The 16764-nt window shown below is 68.9% G+C and carries 19 protein-coding genes and 1 riboswitch; of the genes, 7 read left to right on the top strand and 12 right to left on the bottom strand.

All coding sequences use genetic code 11. The annotated features are described in order from the left end of the window. The 3 genes from ABW137_RS25215 to ABW137_RS25205 form a co-directional block, all read right to left on the bottom strand. A partial coding sequence (locus tag ABW137_RS25215) for a GAF domain-containing protein (protein WP_526404191.1) occupies nucleotides 1-596 on the bottom strand: 596 nt, incomplete at its 3' end. Nucleotides 597-668: 72 nt separating this feature from the next. Next, on the bottom strand, nucleotides 669-1409 hold the full coding sequence (locus ABW137_RS25210; RefSeq protein ID WP_526404190.1) for a GAF and ANTAR domain-containing protein: 741 nt from the start codon (nucleotides 1407-1409) through the stop codon (nucleotides 669-671). A 112-nt stretch (nucleotides 1410-1521) separates the two neighbouring features. Continuing rightward, nucleotides 1522-2034 (bottom strand): DUF2505 family protein, encoded by a 513-nt coding sequence (locus ABW137_RS25205; protein ID WP_526404189.1) that lies wholly within the window; start codon nucleotides 2032-2034, stop codon nucleotides 1522-1524. Between the two features lie 50 nt (nucleotides 2035-2084). Here ABW137_RS25205 and ABW137_RS25200 point away from each other — a divergent pair, with 50 nt between their 5' ends. Beyond that, the gene (locus tag ABW137_RS25200) at nucleotides 2085-3074 is read left to right on the top strand and encodes a TIGR03560 family F420-dependent LLM class oxidoreductase (protein WP_526404188.1); all 990 of its coding nucleotides are present in this window, start codon (nucleotides 2085-2087) and stop codon (nucleotides 3072-3074) included. Between the two features lie 19 nt (nucleotides 3075-3093). On the opposite strand, the gene ABW137_RS25195 is transcribed toward ABW137_RS25200, so the two are convergent. Genes ABW137_RS25195 through ABW137_RS25185 form a run of 3 tightly spaced genes read right to left on the bottom strand, consistent with a single transcriptional unit; the run spans nucleotide 3094 to nucleotide 7824 of the window. After that, nucleotides 3094-3804: a sensor domain-containing protein gene (locus ABW137_RS25195; RefSeq protein ID WP_526404187.1), complete on the bottom strand. Its 711-nt coding sequence runs from the start codon at nucleotides 3802-3804 to the stop codon at nucleotides 3094-3096. 54 nt (nucleotides 3805-3858) lie between these two features. Continuing rightward, nucleotides 3859-5508, bottom strand: a complete 1650-nt coding sequence (locus ABW137_RS25190) for a DNA repair helicase XPB (RefSeq protein ID WP_526404186.1) — start codon at nucleotides 5506-5508, stop codon at nucleotides 3859-3861. Nucleotides 5509-5529: 21 nt separating this feature from the next. Beyond that, entirely contained in the window at nucleotides 5530-7824 is a 2295-nt protein-coding gene (locus ABW137_RS25185) for a helicase-associated domain-containing protein (protein ID WP_526404185.1), read from the bottom strand. Nucleotides 7825-7904: 80 nt separating this feature from the next. Between ABW137_RS25185 and ABW137_RS25180 the strand changes: the two genes are divergently transcribed. Genes ABW137_RS25180 through ABW137_RS25165 form a run of 4 tightly spaced genes read left to right on the top strand, consistent with a single transcriptional unit; the run spans nucleotide 7905 to nucleotide 9528 of the window. Then, nucleotides 7905-8105 carry a hypothetical protein gene (locus tag ABW137_RS25180; RefSeq protein ID WP_526404184.1) on the top strand — a complete coding sequence of 67 codons (201 nt, stop codon included), beginning with the start codon at nucleotides 7905-7907 and terminating at the stop codon, nucleotides 8103-8105. Nucleotide 8106: 1 nt separating this feature from the next. Further along, entirely contained in the window at nucleotides 8107-8592 is a 486-nt protein-coding gene (gene moaC / locus ABW137_RS25175) for a cyclic pyranopterin monophosphate synthase MoaC (RefSeq protein ID WP_526404183.1), read from the top strand. A gap of 31 nt (nucleotides 8593-8623) precedes the next feature. Next, on the top strand, nucleotides 8624-9103 hold the full coding sequence (locus ABW137_RS25170; RefSeq protein WP_526404182.1) for a MogA/MoaB family molybdenum cofactor biosynthesis protein: 480 nt from the start codon (nucleotides 8624-8626) through the stop codon (nucleotides 9101-9103). Continuing rightward, nucleotides 9100-9528, top strand: a complete 429-nt coding sequence (locus ABW137_RS25165; RefSeq protein WP_526404181.1) for a molybdenum cofactor biosynthesis protein MoaE — start codon at nucleotides 9100-9102, stop codon at nucleotides 9526-9528. The genes ABW137_RS25170 and ABW137_RS25165 overlap by 4 nt, the downstream gene beginning before the upstream one ends. Before the next feature lie 10 nt (nucleotides 9529-9538). Here the strand turns inward: ABW137_RS25165 and ABW137_RS25160 are convergent, their stop codons facing one another. The 4 genes from ABW137_RS25160 to ABW137_RS25145 form a co-directional block, all read right to left on the bottom strand. Next, on the bottom strand, nucleotides 9539-10951 hold the full coding sequence (locus tag ABW137_RS25160; RefSeq protein ID WP_526404180.1) for a transglycosylase family protein: 1413 nt from the start codon (nucleotides 10949-10951) through the stop codon (nucleotides 9539-9541). Nucleotides 10952-10960: 9 nt separating this feature from the next. Then, a riboswitch (cyclic di-AMP (ydaO/yuaA leader) is annotated at nucleotides 10961-11137 on the bottom strand. A 245-nt stretch (nucleotides 11138-11382) separates the two neighbouring features. Next, nucleotides 11383-11646: a MoaD/ThiS family protein gene (locus ABW137_RS25155; protein ID WP_526404179.1), complete on the bottom strand. Its 264-nt coding sequence runs from the start codon at nucleotides 11644-11646 to the stop codon at nucleotides 11383-11385. Between the two features lies 1 nt (nucleotide 11647). Further along, nucleotides 11648-12709 carry a GTP 3',8-cyclase MoaA gene (gene moaA / locus ABW137_RS25150; RefSeq protein WP_526404178.1) on the bottom strand — a complete coding sequence of 354 codons (1062 nt, stop codon included), beginning with the start codon at nucleotides 12707-12709 and terminating at the stop codon, nucleotides 11648-11650. After that, nucleotides 12706-13095, bottom strand: a complete 390-nt coding sequence (locus ABW137_RS25145) for a YccF domain-containing protein (protein ID WP_526404177.1) — start codon at nucleotides 13093-13095, stop codon at nucleotides 12706-12708. Before ABW137_RS25145 ends, moaA begins: the two co-directional genes overlap by 4 nt. Nucleotides 13096-13266: 171 nt before the next feature. On the opposite strand from ABW137_RS25145, the gene ABW137_RS25140 reads away from it, so the two are divergent. Further along, nucleotides 13267-13677, top strand: coding sequence for a cold-shock protein (locus tag ABW137_RS25140; protein WP_526404194.1), 411 nt, complete (start codon nucleotides 13267-13269; stop codon nucleotides 13675-13677). Between the two features lie 13 nt (nucleotides 13678-13690). After that, nucleotides 13691-14695: a glutathione S-transferase family protein gene (locus ABW137_RS25135; RefSeq protein WP_526404176.1), complete on the top strand. Its 1005-nt coding sequence runs from the start codon at nucleotides 13691-13693 to the stop codon at nucleotides 14693-14695. A 14-nt stretch (nucleotides 14696-14709) separates the two neighbouring features. On the opposite strand, the gene ABW137_RS25130 is transcribed toward ABW137_RS25135, so the two are convergent. Both ABW137_RS25130 and ABW137_RS25125 read right to left on the bottom strand, forming a co-directional pair. Then, nucleotides 14710-15201, bottom strand: coding sequence for a DUF2771 family protein (locus ABW137_RS25130; protein ID WP_526404175.1), 492 nt, complete (start codon nucleotides 15199-15201; stop codon nucleotides 14710-14712). Continuing rightward, a complete protein-coding gene (locus ABW137_RS25125; protein WP_526404174.1) occupies nucleotides 15198-16754 on the bottom strand; it encodes an MFS transporter in 1557 nt (518 codons plus the stop codon). Before ABW137_RS25125 ends, ABW137_RS25130 begins: the two co-directional genes overlap by 4 nt. Nucleotides 16755-16764 lie beyond the last annotated feature (10 nt).

The raw sequence follows: 16764 nt of genomic DNA, 5'->3' as shown, positions 1-16764 counted from the left end.
CCCCCGCGCTCGGCGAGCACGCCCTTGGCCTGCTCGATGATCAACCGGGTGTTCAGCGCCATTTGAAGCTGCTGGTTGACCATCTCGGAACGCGTGAGGATCCGTTGATGCAGGATGCCGATGGCGGCGACGTCGGCGAGGGCCTGAGCGACGGAGACGTCGGCGGGCGGCATGTCGCCGACCTCGGCACGGAACAGATTCAGTGCGCCGACCCGCTCGGTGCGCAGCCGCAGCGGCAACGCGGTAACCGAACGGAATCCGTATTCCGTGGCCCGCTCTGCAAACGCCGGCCAGCGGGTGGCTTCCGCACTCAGGTCGGGGGCGGTCACCGGCTCGCCAGCGCGATACGCCTCGAGGCACGGGCCAACGTCGGCCTCCACCTGGAGGACTTCGAGCAACCTGGTCTGCTCACTGCTGGAGGCGAAGACGTGAAGTTCGCCCTTCGAGTCGCCGAGCAGGATGCCCGCCGCAGTGATGGGCAGCACGTTCATGCTGGTGTCGATGAGCTGCTGCGCCAGCTCGATTACGTCGTAGTCCGCGACCAGCGTGTCTGCCAGGCCAACGAACGCATTGGCCAAGCGCTCATAGCGATCCATCGCACGTCCCTCCCTGCTGAAGCGTCCCACGGATGTCGCAGGGCGCGAAGTCGAACTCGAGGTTCATCGGCCTCATGTTCGTTGTGCCGCCTCTCGCGGCTCCCCGTCGCTATCAAAGCGGAGTTTGCGCTGCACGACGTCTCGCGCAACTTCGGTGAGCATCCGACCGTTCGCGAACGCGAAGGCCTGCATCCGAACGAAGGCCTCGTGAGCGGTGACGCCGAGTTGCGCCACGATCATTCCGGTGGCCTGATGCACCTCTCTGGTGCTCAACGGCTGGTCCCACCACGGGCCGAGGGTGTCGTCGACCCGCCCGGTCCGCCCCACGGTCAGCAGGATCGCGGTCACCAGCTCGGCGACCGCAACGCTGGCGGCGAAGTCTTTGGCGTTCAAGGCTTCCGGCCGATCGCGGTACAGGTCCAGCACGCCGACGCGGATGGCGCCCACCTCCAGCGGGAATGCGTACAGCGCGCCGACGCCGTTCTCGACCGCCGCTGGCGCGAAGTTCGGCCATTGCCCACCCGGGAACCACAGATCCGACGCCAGCATCGGTCCGCCCGTCCTCACCGCGTCCAAACCGGGCCCCTCACCGAGGGTGATCTGAGCCCACTCGACCCTCTCGGCGACTTCGTCGCTGGCGCAGAGCACTTCGAGCCCCGCTCCGTCGACGTGGACGGCGATGGCTGCCCGTCGTACCGGGAGCGTGCTGACGCAGGCCTCACACAGGCTGGCTGGCCCGTCCCCGTCGGCCTTCAGCCTGCTCAGTTCGGCGAGGAAGCGGGCGCGGGTCCCGAGCGGGTCGGTCACGTCCACGTCAGCCCACCTCACCCTCTATCGTCGGGCGGGTTGCCTCGCTCGGCCACGGACACGCACACCAACCTCGACACTACGGCGTACGGCCGTGCGGTGATAGCAGGATGGCACCCTAGGTGTCGCCGCTGGCCGTGATCCACTCGTCGGTGAATTCGTGGATCTCGCGGATACCGCTCGCGAGCTGCACGGCGACGAAACCGGCAATGGTGCCGCCGAGCAGCGGGACGCGCACGTCGACCGTCCCCCGGCCGATCATTCGCGAACCGCCGTCTGCCGGCGTCACCGACAGCTCGCCGTGACCGGAGACGGGGGCCCCCGGCGCGTCGACGTTGATCGTTCCGCGCAGGATTCCGTCGTCTCCGGCGCGCCAGGACTCGACCTGCACGATCCGAAGAGCGCCGCCAGGCAACAGGTTCATCGGCGGCGGCAGCTGCTCGACCCCGAAGTGGAGGGTCATCGTCACCGTGGTGGTGCCGTCGGTGCCGGTGGTCAGCGATTCCAGCGTGGGTCCGCCTGCGTCGAACTTCGAGAGCCTTGCCCGCCAGTAACTTTCGTTACTAAAGGCGGCGTGGATGCTCGCGACGGGGAAGGGTGACTCGGCGGTCAGTTCGAAGGAGCGCGGCACGGTGCCACGCTACTGGTAGCCAGGGTCTGGCGGGCGCTAGAGTCGGATCCATGCGCTTCGGACTGTTCATTCCGCAGGGTTGGCGACTCGATCTGGTGGACGTACCCCCCGCCGAGCACTGGGGGGTGATGAGGGACCTCGCCCAGTACGCAGACGACGGCCCGTGGGATTCGCTGTGGGTCTACGACCACTTCCACACGGTGCCGGTTCCGACGGGCGAGGCGACGCACGAGGCGTGGTCGCTGATGTCGGCGTACGCGGCGACGACGTCGCGGATCAAGCTCGGCCAGATGTGTACGGCGATGAGCTACCGCAACCCCGTGTACCTGGCCAAGGTCGCCGCCACCGTGGACGTCATCTCCGGCGGCCGGGTGCAGATGGGCATCGGCGGCGGTTGGTACGAACACGAGTGGCGCGCATACGGTTACGGGTTCCCCTCAGCCGGAGTCCGGCTGGCTCGCCTCGACGAGGGCGTCCAGATCATGCGGGACGCCTGGCGCGACGGCACCGTCAGTCTCGACGGCAAGCACTATCAGGTCGACGGCGCCATCGTGCAACCGAAGCCGTTGCAGGACAACGGTATTCCGCTGTGGATTGCGGGCGGCGGCGAGAAGGTGACCCTCAAGATCGCCGCCAAGTACGCGCAGTACACCAACTTCGTCTCCGAGCCCGAGGGGTTCGCCCACAAGTCGCGGGTGCTCGAAGCCCACTGCCGGGACGTGGGCACCGATTACGGCGCCATCGTGCGGTCGGCCAACTTCAACGCCGTCGTCGGATCGTCCGAGCTCGAGGTCGCCGACCGCGTCGAGCGGATCCGCGCCAGGCAGATCGCCAAGGCCGATGCGGATGCCGTCGAGGGGATGCTGTCCAACGTCACCTCGACCGACTCCGCCAGCGGTACCCCGGAACAGATCGTCGAGCGGCTGACCCGGATGCGCGATCTGGGCTGCGAGTACGCGATCCTGTACTTCCCCGAGGCCGCCTATGACCGCACCGGCATCGAACTGTTCGAGCGCGAAGTCATCCCCGCGCTGAGCTGATCAGCGGGCCGCGCTGGCGCTAACCCTCGGGCGACGACAGCTCCCAGACCGTGTTCGACATCGCGTTGGCCACCGCCGCCGCGGTCGCGGGGCCGTCCTGTCCCTCCGTGCAGGCGAACACCCGGATGATGACGTTGTTGCGGCGGCGGGCGTCGCCGGAGCAGCGCCACTCCTGATCCACCAGGTCGGTCTGCTCCGCGGTCCACGCATACGAGTCGGCCGTCGACTCCGCGATCTTCGGCATCCAGGTGTAGCCATCGGAGGTCCGTCGTTCCTGGTCGTCGCACTCCTTGGCCATGTCGCCTGCGGACTCGAACGCCGTCGTAGCGGCCTCGGCGTCGGGGTAGACGGCTGCCACCTCGAGCACGATGTGATCGGCGTCCTGATCGTCACTGGGGGCGTCGTCGAGCTTGCGCAGATAGAACCCGTCCCAGTCATCGCCGAGCAACGCCACCTGGCCCTTGATGCCGAGGATCTCGCAGTCCTCGAGATCGCTGTCGTCCAGCGGGCTGTCGGTTTCGTACAGGTCGGGCAGGTCGGCGCCCACGATGTCCTCGACGGCGGCGGCGTCGATGATCACGCTCTCGGTCTGCCCGCCGTCGACCGGCTTACTGGCTTGATCGGAGATCCATTGGGCCGAGCCCTCGGCGGTCTGCGTGCACCCCGTCGTCAGAGCCCCGACGCAGGCGGTCACGGCAACGGCGACCAAGAATCGCTGACGGCTCCCCATGCGCTGATTTTAGGCGCGCCGAACGTCGGCCGCAGAGGTTTGCCCGTCCGGCAGTTAGATGGCAGGCCCCAGCAGGTCGTCGGCGTCCTTGATGACGTACCCGTAGCCCTGCTCGGCCAGGAAGCGCTGTCGGTGGGCGGCGTACTCGGCGTCCAGACTGTCGCGCGACACCACCGAGTAGAACACCGCGCCACCGCCGTCGGCCTTGGGACGCAGCAACCGGCCCAGCCGCTGTGCCTCCTCCTGCCGCGAGCCGAAGGTGCCCGAAACTTGCACCGCCACACTGGCTTCCGGCAGATCGATGGAGAAGTTCGCCACCTTGGACACCACCAGGGTCTGGATCTCACCCGTGCGGAATGCCTCGAAGAGGGTCTCGCGCTCCGCGGTCTTCGTCGATCCCTGGATCACCGGGGCGTCGAGCTCGACGCCGAGCTCGTCGAGCTGATCGAGATACGCACCGATCACCAGCGTCGGCTCGCCTGCGTGACGCGCGAGGATCGACTTCACCACCGCGATCTTGGTGTGCGCCGTCGCGCACAGCTTGTAGCGCTCCTCGGGCTCGGCCGTCGCGTAGATCATCCGTTCGTTGTCGGTCATCGTCACGCGGACCTCGATGCACTCCGCCGGAGCGATCCAGCCCTGCGCCTCGATGTCCTTCCACGGCGCGTCGTAACGCTTGGGACCGATGAGGCTGAACACGTCGCCCTCCCGGCCGTCCTCGCGGATCAGCGTCGCCGTCAACCCCAGGCGTCGCCGGGACTGCAGATCGGCCGTCATGCGGAACACCGGTGCGGGCAGCAGGTGCACCTCGTCGTAGATGATCAGGCCCCAGTCACGGCTGTCGAACAGCTCCAAGTGGCGATACTCGCCCTTGGTCCGCCGCGTGATCACCTGGTACGTCGCGATGGTGACCGGTCGAATCTCCTTGCGCTCGCCCGAGTATTCGCCGATCTCCTCCTCGGTCAGCGACGTGCGGGCGATCAGCTCGCGTTTCCACTGTCGACCCGCAACGGTGTTGGTGACCAGGATCAGGGTGGTCGCGCCTGCCTTCGCCATCGCCGCAGCGCCGACCAACGTCTTGCCCGCACCGCAGGGCAGCACCACGACGCCCGAGCCGCCCGCCCAGAACGAGTCCGCAGCCATCTCCTGGTAGTCGCGCAGCTGCCAGCCGTCCTGCGCCAACTCGATGTGGTGCGCCTCCCCGTCGACGTAGCCTGCCAAATCCTCCGCGGGCCAGCCGATCTTGAGCAGCATCTGCTTGATGTGACCGCGCTCGCTGTTGTGCACGATGATCGTGTCGTCGTCGATGCGGGCGCCGAGCATGGGGGCGATCTTCTTGTTGCGCAACACCTCTTCGAGCACCGCCCGGTCGAGGCTCACCAGAACCAACCCGTGCACGGGGCTCTTCACCAACTGCAGGCGGCCGTACCGCGCCATGGTGTCGACGATGTCGACCAGCAGCGGCTGCGGCACCGCGTAGCGCGAGAACGAGACCAGCGCATCCACCACCTGCTCCGCGTCGTGACCCGCCGCGCGGGCGTTCCACAGGGCCAGCGGCGTGATGCGGTAGGTGTGGATCTGTGCGGGGGCGCGCTCCAGTTCGGCGAACGGTGCGATCGCCGCGCGAGCCGCGCCTGCGAGCTCGTGGTCGATCTCGAGCAGCACCGTCTTGTCGGACTGCACGATCAACGGGCCGTCAGTCATGCGTGGACTCCATCCCGACCATTATCCCGACTCCGCCGACACGACCGACGTCACACGGTGGATCGCGAACTCTCGCACCCTCCCGGCGGCCGGATCGTAGGCGGTCAGCTGGCCGCCGCGGACGTTGATCGGGGCGACGACGCGCTGAGTGGCCACCCCGGCGGGATCGACGTAGCCGATGACGACCGACGCCTGCCGGTGCGCTGCGCTGTGCAACTGGGCCATCGCCTCGGCGGGATCGAGGCGGGTGCCGTCGAACGGAGTGGCCGCCACCTTGCGCAGCACGGCGACGATCGCGCCGAGAGTCTGCGCCGAAGGACCCTGCGGCGGCCGGTAGCCGCGCCTGCGGGTCGGGGCGGGCACCCGGGCGCCGCGCGAGCGGATGTCGACGATGGTCCCCGACGAGTCCTCGGCGGCGGGCGCGAAGCCCGCGGAGCGCAGCGCAGCCAGCACCTCACCGATCGGCGACTGCGACACCGCGACCGTGGGCGCCAGCGCACGGACGTCGAGACGCTCCAGCGCGGGCGCGGAGATGGCCTGGGCGAGCAGCGAGGGGTCCTCGCAGCGGATGAAGGACGCCGCCATCCCGACGCGCAACTGGCCGTGGCGCCGGGCCACGTCGTCGATCAGATACGTCAGCCCCTGGGGCACTGGCGTCTTCGAGTGCTTCCCGAACAGCGTGTGCAGCTCGCTCGCGGTACGGCCCGCGTCGAGGGCCCGCCGGACCGATGCCTCACTGATCCGGTAGACCATCGCCGCGCCCGCCGACTCGACCGTGGCCACCTCGGACAGCTGCTCGGCGAGAACGCGGTCGAGCGGCCCAGGCACGGTGACCGTCAGGTCGGCCTGCAGCAAGAAGTAGTCGATCGGGGCGGGCAGCGCCTTGCCCATGGCCTTGACGACGTCCTCGTCAGGGTCGCCTGCGAGCAGTTGGCGGATCGGGGTCGGCATGGCGCCACGCCCGAGCGCGCCGACGGCATGTGCCTCGGCGATCAGGTCCGTGACGGGTTTGGGCTGCAGCCGCGCCGCCCATCGGGGTCTTCTCCACGTCAACGCCACCGACGCGCTCGCCGCGTCGACGCCCGCCCCTGGCGGCAGGGCCGCGACCGTGGCCAGCAGCAGACGCCGGTCCAGCGGTGCGGCGGTCGAATACAACGAATCCGAGAGCGCCGCATACGGTTTGTCGTCGGGTCCGCGTTGACCGATCAGGCTGGGGCGGGCCGAGAGGTCCAGCCAGGACGACGCGATCAGGTGCCAGCGCGCGGCGGTGGTGGACTCGATGAAGCGATCCGCTGCCACCGTCGGCGTCCAATAGGAGCCGGTGCCGTCGGTCGGGTCGGGATCGGGGATGCCCGGCGCGATGAGCGCCGCAGCCGCCGCCACTTCGAGGATGAGGCCGAGCCGCTGGTCGTCGATGCCGGTGTTCTTGGCCAGGCGCTTGAGCTCGCGAATTCCGAGACCGCCGCTGCGCAGCTCAGGGATGGGCGATGCGGACAGCGTCTCGAGGACGACGTCGATCTCGCGCAGCAGGTCGATCGCCGAACCGGCCGCCGCGGCGTCGACGTCCCGCACCGTCGTCGTCGCGATCGTCGGGTCGGGCGCGACGAGCCCCGTCGGTCCTGGCGACTCGCCGCGCAGCACCTGGCCGACGAGGCGCGGCAGGATCACCGTGTCGGCGTCCACCTGGCGCAACAGGCCGACCGACAGCAGTCGCTGCACGGGGCGCTCGGGCGGGGTGCCAGGCGCGGCGTCGCGGGTACGGCCGATCGGCGACCCCTCGAGGAGACGATTCAACAGGTCGCGCTGGGGTTGGTCGACGTCCTCCAGCAGTTCGACGATTCGATCGGCGTCGAGCCCGTCGGCTTCGAGGGTGACCTGGCCGGGATGCCAGGCCAGGCCCGCGGCGGCTTCCGGCGCCACCCGGACGGCGGTATCGCCCCAGACGATGCCGCGGGACACCAGCTCCTGCAGGGCGGCGGTGACGTCGTCCCGACCAGATCCCCCGGTCGCGTCGCTCCTGCCCGCCGTCCCGGCCCGGTCGCCGAGCAGGGCATACAGCTTGGTCAACGGAACCCCGTCGCCGCCGTCGGCGTGCAGCACGAGCAGCGCGTCGAGGATCACCAGGGCGAGGAAGTCCAGCCCGTCCGTCGCAGCCTTAACGGACTGGCGCGATTGCGCCCTGGCGGCCAGCGCGGCGATCGACCCCGGCGGTGGTTGGGCGAGGTCTGGCCGCAACTCCAGTAGTCGGACGAGCTGCTCGTCGGTCAGCTCGGCCAGCCATGCGCCCAACGGCACGACGGGAGCTGATTCGGACATTGCTCACCAGCCTAAGCCAGCACGTCGGTGAGAACCTGCGTGAGCCACCGCTCTCGCCAGCTCAGGCCGCGCCTGCCACAATGTGGAGCGTGGCTGACAAGAAACCGCAGAAGAACCGGTACGTCGACAACGGCTGGCCGGCCACCGAAGAGGGTGACCATCCAGTGAGCGAGCTCGCCGCCGACCGTACCGGAGCGCTCTCCCCGTTCGGCGAAATCACGTTCCCGTTGCCCGCCGAGGACCTGCCGTACACGCACCCGGTCACCGTTATCAACAAGTAGCGTGACCGACGGGCCCGAGCGACTGTCGCACCTCGACGAGTCGGGTGCTGCGCACATGGTCGACGTGACGGCCAAGCAGGCCACCAAGCGGACCGCCGTCGCGACGGGCGTCCTGCGCACGCGCGCCGACGTCGTCGACATGATCACCACGGGCGGACTGCCCAAGGGCGATGCGCCCGCCACCGCCAGGGTGGCCGGCATCCTGGCGGCCAAGCGAACCAGCGATCTGATACCCCTGTGCCACCAGCTGGCACTCACTGGTGTCGACGTCGAATTCGATTTCGGCACAACGGATGTCACCATCACGGCTACCGTCCGTACCACCGATCGCACCGGTGTCGAGATGGAAGCGCTGACCGCGGTCAGCGTGGCCGCGCTGACGCTGTACGACATGTTGAAGGCCGTCGACCCCGCAGCGACCATCGACGCAATACAGGTGGTGCGCAAGGACGGCGGCAAGACCGGCACCTGGGAACGGGAGCGATGAGCGCTTCCGCGACGAGTAGGAGGCCCCGAGCATGAACCGAACGGCCAGGGTGATCATCGCGTCAACGCGCGCGGCCACCGGCGTGTACGACGACCGCACCGGCCCGGTGATCGTCGACTGGCTGGCCAACCGCGGCTTCGAGGTCCCCGGCCCGGTGGTCGTCTCCGACGGCATCGGGGTGAATCACGCGCTGTTCGCCGCGCTCGGCGAGCGCGTCCACCTCATCCTCACCTCCGGCGGCACTGGCATCTCACCGACCGACGGAACGGCTGACGCGACGGCCAACGTCGTCGACTACCAGATTCCCGGTCTCGCCGACGCGATCAGGAGCTCCGGGCTACCCCACGTGCCCACGTCGGTGCTGTCACGCGGTGTGTGCGGGGTCCGCGACGGCACGCTGATCATCAACCTGCCCGGCTCACCGGGCGGAGTGAAGGACGGCCTCGGCGTGCTCGACGACGTTCTCGAGCATGCGCTGGATCAGCTCGCAGGCCGCGACCACTCCCGATGAGCGCCACGGTTCTGCGGGCGGAGCTCAGCGAGGACGTGATCGACCTCGCCGAGCACGAAGCGCTGGTCGCGCACCGGGCGGCGGGCGCCGTCGTCGGCTTCGTCGGGCAGGTCCGTGACCACGACGGAGGCCGGACGGTCACGCGGCTCGAATACTCGGCGCACCCGAGCGCACGGCAGGTGATCGCGGAGGTCGCCGCCGAAGTGGCCCGCGACAGCGAGGGCGTCCGCGCCATCGCGGTCAGTCACCGCATCGGCACGCTCAGCATCGGTGACGCCGCGCTGGTCGCCGTCGTCGCCGCCGACCACAGGAGGGCGGCCTTCGAGACCTGCGCGCTGCTGGTCGACACCGTCAAGGACCGACTACCGGTGTGGAAACACCAACTGTTCGTCGACGGATCCGACGAATGGGTCGGATCCGCCTGACGACAGCGGGTTAGGGAAGCGGCGCCGGGGGAGGCGGCAGCAGCGGCACGGCCGGATCGGCAGGAGGCGGCGGCACCGCGCCGTCGACCGGAGCGGCGGGCGCGAGCGGCACGTTGGGGCCGGGAGCCTGGTTCGGGTACGGGGTGTTCATCCCGCGTTGCGCCAGCCCGAGCAGCAGGGCTTCCTTGCCGCTGATGTCCTGGTTCTGCACCGCGTGGTACAGGTCCTTGAGGTAGCTGACGTTGGGGGACTCGGCGCCAGCGGCGTTCGGATCCATCGTCGAGCCCGGCGGCAAGGCGTCCGGGCTGGCGAGGTGCGGCATTCCTTCGGCAGGGACGGGAGTTCCGTCGGCTGACACGGCGACCGGGGCCAGCGGATCGGGTGCGGGGGCAGCAAGCGGGGCCAGCGGATCGGGTGCGGGTGCGGCGATCGGGGCCTGCGCATCAGGGGCCGGTGGCAGCGGCGGTGCGGGCTGTGGGAACACGGGCTCCTGGGGAAGAGGCGTTCCGTGCAGTGCCCACGCCTGCGGCGCGTCGGGGGTGGTGGGAGCGACGTCCCAGTTGGCGACGCTCTCCGCGGGGATCGGGGCGGAGGGCAGCTTCAGCGGGCCGAGGCCCGGCGGCAGCTCGGGTGCCGGCGGCGGCATCGGTGCGTCCAGTGAGACGGCAACGGCTTCCGGCGGGGGCGGCGGGAGCATGGGGTCGGCCGGGGGCGGCACCGGCGCGTCGAGCGAGACGGCCTGGACCTCGGGCGGCGGGGGCGGGAGCATCGGGTCGGCCGGGGGCGGCACCGGCGCGTCGAATGAGACGGCCTGGACCTCGGGCGGCGGGGGAGGAAGCATCGGGTCGGCCGGGGGGAGGGGGGCGTCGAGAGCGACGGCCTGGGCCTCGGGCGGCGGGGGAGGAAGCATCGGGTCGACGGGAGGCGGCACCGGCGCGTCCAGACCGACGGCCTCGGGGGGCGGCGGCGGTGCGAACGGATCGATCGGCGGGGGAAGTTCACCGGCCTGCTCGGGGTTGTCCAGCGGAGCCGGGGCGTCCGCGAGCACGTTGCGCGGCGTGGCGCTGGACAGGCCCGTCCCGCACACCGGCCAGGCGCCGCGGCCCTGGGTGGCCAGCACCCGCTCCGCGATCGCGATCTGCTGGTCCTTGGTGGCGAGGTGTGCCGCCGGGGCGTACTCACCGCCACCGTGGCCGGACCAGGTGCTCGGCGAGAATTGCAGCCCGCCCTGATAGCCGTTGCCGGTATTGATGGCCCAGTTACCGCCGGATTCACAACCGGCGACCCTGTCCCATTCGCCGTCGGTTGCTGCGCCTGCCTGCGCCGCGAAGGCGAGGCTGCCACTACCGATCACGGCGCCGGTGAAGGCGATCTTGGCGACGCTTGCTGCTGATGTAGTGGTCTTGCGGTGCCGTCCACTCATGGGTACAGAAGGTCCTCTCGTCCACGCCCACGAGGTCAGCTGTCGGGTTCGGGCTTGAGAGGTCGCCCGGCCGTCACCTTTCGGATCCGGCTTCACCCCAAGAAGTCGAAATCGACTCCTGGTCCTGCAAACTCGGTGGACCGGTGGGTCCCCCGCCTCCATCCCTGAGGTAGGTCTTGACCATGCCCGACGGATGGAGCTCGGCGTATCGGGCGTGGCGGGCCACCGATTAGGGTCGCGTGGCTTGGGAACTGACCGTAATGGGTACTTCGAAGATCGTCACCTTCGACCGGTGTCGGCGTTTTCGCACGCAGCAAATATTGTGAGAACGTTAAAAGGGCAGCACGGCGTGGCGTTTACCTAGGGTTTTATGCCGGTGAACTGCGGGTGTGGCACTTTGTGATCATTCCGTAATGTGATGCAAATCACGCTCAACCGCCCGCGAACGGCGGTAACACATCGAGCGTCTGGTTTGTTTGGAGCCGTTTTCCGCGATCGCGGACGGCGATGCCGTCGCACAGAAACGAGCAGCGATCCAGCACGCCTGCCAACGTCGCATCTCGGGCGCGCAGCGCCGTGACCAGGTCGGTAACCGTCGCACCGGCGGCAATCGCGACGACCTCGGTCTCCACGCCTGCCGCTGCTCTCGCCGCCGCGAAGTAACGCACGGTGACGTCGATGGTCGTCGCCGTCACGTCAGCCCCCGATGGCGCTCATGGGCCGCACCGGCTGGGTGAAGCCCGGCTCGTTGATGCCGTGTCCCGCCGGCTTGGCCCACATCGCGTCGCGCCAGGCCGCCTCGATCGCATCGTCGTCGGCACCCCGGCGCAGCTGGAGCCGCAGATCGGTCTCCTCGCTGGAGAACAGACAGCTGCGGACCTGACCGTCGGCCGTGAGCCGGGTGCGGTCGCAGGCCCCGCAGAACGCGTGCGACACCGACGCGATGACGCCGACCACGGCAGGACCGCCGTCGACGCGCCACAGCTGCGCAGGCGCAGACCCCCGCGGCTCCGCGTCCGGCACCAGCTCGAAGTGCTGACGGAGCGCACTCAGGATCTGGTCGGCACCGATGGTCTGATCGCGCTGCCAACTGTGGCCGGCGTCCAGGGGCATCTGCTCGATGACCCGCAGTTGATAGTCGTGGGCCAGGCAGAAGCGCAGCAGTCCGACCACGTCGTCGAGGCCCGTCGCAGGATCGAGGACGGCGTTGACCTTCACCGGGGTCAAACCCGCCTCCGCGGCCGCGGCAAGGCCGGCGACGACGTCGCTCAGGCGGTCGCGGCGGGTGATGCGGGCGAAGTTCTCGGCGTCGACGGTGTCCATCGACACGTTGACCCGGTCGAGGCCTGCCGCCTTGAGGGCAGCGGCCCGCCTGGCCAGACCGATCCCATTGGTCGTCACCGAGATCTCGGGGCGTGGCCGCAGTGCCGCCGCCGCGGCGATCGCCCCTTCGAGGTTGCGCGACACCAGCGGCTCGCCGCCGGTGAACCGAACGGCGGTGACGCCCAGCCGGGTGACGGCGATGTCGAGCAGCCGCGCGAGCTCGTCGGGACGCAGCAGATCGTCGCCGGGAAGCCAGTCGAGCCCCTCGGCGGGCATGCAGTAGGTGCAGCGCAGATTGCAGCGGTCGGTGAGCGACACCCGCAGGTCGGTGGCCACCCGCCCGTACGTGTCGATCAGCGGGCCACCGGAGGGTGCCTCACCGACAGCGCGTGCCGTCCTGCGCACCGACGGGACGCCCAGTGCAGTCACGGTCACGGAAGGGACCCCACCGACGAGGGCACGATCTCTTTGCCCAACGGGAACAGCGACACCGGAATCAACTTGAGATTGGCCACCGCCAACGGGATTCCGATGATGGTGATGGCCATCGCGATCGCGGTGAGGACGTGGCCGATCGCCAGCCAGATCCCGCACAGGATCACCCAGATGACGTTGCCGATCATCGCCCCGGGCCGCGGCCCCGGCTTCTCGACGACCGTCTGGCCGAAGGGCCACAGGGCGTACATGCCGATCCGGAACGCGGCGAACCCGAATGGGATGGTGACGATGAGGATGAAGCAGATGATGCCCGCGGCGAAGTATCCGAGCGCCAGCCACAGGCCACCAAAGATCAACCAGATGACGTTCAGGATCAAGCGCATGTTTCCCCTCCAGCGGTGGTTCCCAGACTACCGACCAACGTCGGGCAGGGGGTTAATAGGTAACTGCCGGCGAGGAGGCCTTGTAGGATCATCGCATTCGCGTCCTGCATAGGCGGGACGCGTTCGTCATGTGATCGAACGTGTAGAGCCAAGCAAGAGCGGGTGAGAGCAGTGCCGACCGGCAAGGTGAAGTGGTACAGCGCCGAGAAGGGCTTCGGCTTCGTGTCCCAGGAGGACGGGGAGGACGTGTACGTCGGATCCTCGGCGCTTCCCTCGGGCGTCTCAGAGCTCAAGGCCGGTCAGAAGGTCGAGTTCGGCATCGCGGCCGGGCGTCGCGGCCCGCAGGCGTTGAGCCTCAAGGTGATCGAACCGCCGCCCAGCGTGGTCCGGACGCGCCGCGAAGCCACGACGGTCGAGCACAAGCACACCCCCGACGAACTTCACGGCATGGTCGAGGACATGATCACCCTGCTCGAGGGCGCTGTGCAGCCCGAGTTGCGCAAGGGTCGCTACCCCGACCGCAAGACGGCCCGCCGGATCTCCGAAGTCGTCAAGGCGGTTGCGCAGGAGCTCGACGCCTAACCAGACTGGGTGCGTGGCCTACGTCAATCCCGCGGGTGAGTTCAACCGCGACACGAAGTACATCGAGACCCGTATCACCGTCGACGGGCGCGACGGCTACCCCGTCGAGCCGGGCCGCTATCGGCTCGTCGTCGCGCGCGCCTGCCCGTGGGCCAACCGGGCGATCATCGTCCGGCGCCTGCTGGGGCTGGAAGACGTTCTGTCGATGGGTCTTTGCGGACCCACCCACGACGAGCGCAGCTGGACCTTCGATCTGGACCCCGGCGGGGTTGACCCCGTGCTGCAGATCCCACGTCTGCAGGACGCCTACTTCAGGCGCTACCCGGACTATCCCAAGGGAATTACGGTGCCCGCGATCGTCGACGTCCCGACGGGTGCGGTCGTCACCAACGACTTCCCCCAGATCACGCTGGACCTGTCAACGGAATGGTCGGCCTTCCATCGCCCGGGTGCGCCGCAGCTCTATCCCGAGCCATTGCGCGACGAGATCGACGAGGTTGCCGCGCGGATCTACACCGAGGTGAACAACGGGGTGTACAGGTGCGGATTCGCGGGCTCGCAGCCCGCCTACGACGCTGCCTACGACCGCTTGTTCGTCGCCCTCGACTGGCTGACCGAAAGGCTTGGCGGACAACGCTTTCTGGTCGGCGACTCGATCACCGAGGTCGACGTCCGACTGTTCACCACACTGGCCCGCTTCGACGCCGTGTACCACGGTCACTTCAAGTGCAACCGGCAGAAGCTCGCCGAGATGCCGGTGCTGTGGGCGTACGCGCGAGATCTGTTTCAGACCCCGGGCTTCGGCGACACCATCGACTTCGTCCAGATCAAGGAGCACTACTACGTGGTCCAGGCCGACATCAACCCGACCCGGGTGGTGCCGAAGGGGCCGGATCTGTCGAACTGGCTGGAGCCGCATGGTCGGGAGGCGTTGGGCGGCAGACCCTTCGGCGACGGGACACCGCCCGGGCCGACGCGTGAGTCAGAACGGGTGCCAGCGGGACACTCGATCGGTTAAGGCCATTCGGTCGGTTAGGGCCATTCGGTCGAGACCGACCACTCGGCGTGGCGCCACTCCAGTTCGGTGCCGGACTCGTCGACCGCGAGTGTCTTGAGCTGCACGGCGATTCCCGCCAGCCTGCCCCGTTCGGGGTCGGTGGTCGCAATGGTGACGGCCAGCCGGTCGCTGCCGGGCAGGTACTCGGTGATCTTCGGTGGCGTCTGCTCCCCGTAGTCTTGGCGCAGTTCCCACCAGCTGCGGGCGATCGCCGGCGGTAGTGACAGCTGCACCGCGTCGCGGTCGTTGACGACGAGGTGGCCGATGGTTCCTGGTGATTCGCAGGCACCGTTGGTCCTGGGTTGGCAGTAGAAGTACGGACCGACGCGCACCAGCTGACCGCGCGTGTAGGCGCTGATCTCCGGAAGCTCCGAGGTCGGGGTGCGGCTCAACTGCCAGACGAGGACGCCGGTGGCGATGGCGCCGAGCAGGGCGACCGACGCGAGGATGGCGATGACGCGCTTCATTCCCGGCTTTCCTGTTGGGCGAACACCGGCCGGTTCCCGCCGAGCCCGGGGATCAGGGAGTCGCCGCCGTTGCTGACCAGCGTCTGCGCGAGGCCGAGGATCAGCATTGCGCTGATCGCGGTGAAACCCGACCAGAGTTCGGTGTAGATCAGTACGCCCGTCGCGCCGCCCGCTACCCACGCGAGCTGCAACAGTGACTCCGAGCGGCCGAAGGCCGAGGCGCGCGACTCCTCGGGAAGATCGTCTTGCAGCGAGGCGTCGAGCGATGCCTTCGCGACGGCGCTGGCCGCCGAGGAGATCAGCGTGGCGAACGCGGCGACGTACATGCTGCCGCTGACGGCAGTGGCCAAGGCCACCACGGTCACGGCGATCGTCGCGCGCACGACCAGGCGCGCCGGGTGTCCGAGCTGGAGTCGGGCGGCGGTGAAGTTGCCGCCGAAGTTGCCGATCCCCGCGGCGGCGCCGATCAGGCCGAGGGTCTGCAGCTGTTCCCAACCGCTCTCGCCTTGGGACTTGGCCACGAAGGCCGGGTACAGGAACAGGAAGCCGATCATCACCTTGATGGTGCAGTTGCCCCATAGTGACGTAATGATGTTGCGCCCCAACGGTTGTCGCGTCGCCTTGCCTGGCTTGGAGAAGACGGGCGGCCCGAACTGATCGCCTGCGCCGTGGTAGCTCAGCGTGGTCGGCACCTCGCCCTCGGTGATCTCCACCCACTTGGGGATGCGCATCGACAGCGCGGCGCCCGCGACGGTCACGGCTACCGTCACGTACAGCGCCCCCGGCAGGCCGAACAGCCCGAAGAGGTACTCCACCCCCGCGGCGATTGCCCCGCCGAGGATGGTCCCGCCGAGCAGGCCGAACATGGTCAGCCGTGAGTTGACCCGCACCAGGTCGATGGACGGCGGGAGCACCCGCGGGGTCACGGCGCTGCGGAGCACGCTGAACGACTTCGACAGCACCAGCATCCCGAGCGCGCAGGGGTACAGCACCCACGGCGGGAAGCTACCGGTGGCGCTGTCGTAGTTGGCGATCAGGACCACGACCAGCGCAGTGCGCACCGCGAACGACGTGGCAAGCGCAACGCGACGGCCGTGCTGCAGCCGGTCGAGCGCGGGACCGATCAGTGGGGCGATGACGGCGAACGGGGCGATGGTGATGAGTAGGTACAGCGCGACCTTGCTCTTGCTCTCACCGGAGGCGGCCGCGAAGAACAAGGTATTGGCCAGCGCGACGGCCATCGCCGAGTCGGCGGCGAAGTTGGCCATCACGGGGTACGTCAGTGCCGTCAGCCCGGACTTGTCGGCTCCGTCTGCCGTCGCGGCCTTCTGAAAGAGCCCGTACATCTTCGAGCCCATTTCGCGGCTGCGCCGAGCGGCCCCGCCGCGCCCCGGTTCCTGGCGCGCCGACGGTCCCGAGTCGTAGAGATCGTCGCCGCCACCCGTGCGCGTCTTGGCATCGTCGATCGGCGGAAGCCAGCGGTTGGCGCTGGAGGCGTGACCGCCCCGGCCCGCTCGTCCCGCGCCGGCCGGAGAGTGAGGGTAGTTCGCCATGCCGGGGTGT

This window comes from Mycobacterium sp. (assembly GCF_040509115.1).
Lineage (GTDB): Bacteria > Actinomycetota > Actinomycetes > Mycobacteriales > Mycobacteriaceae > Mycobacterium.
Note: the sequence above shows the minus strand (reverse complement) of the source record. Positions and strands in the feature narration are given on the sequence as shown.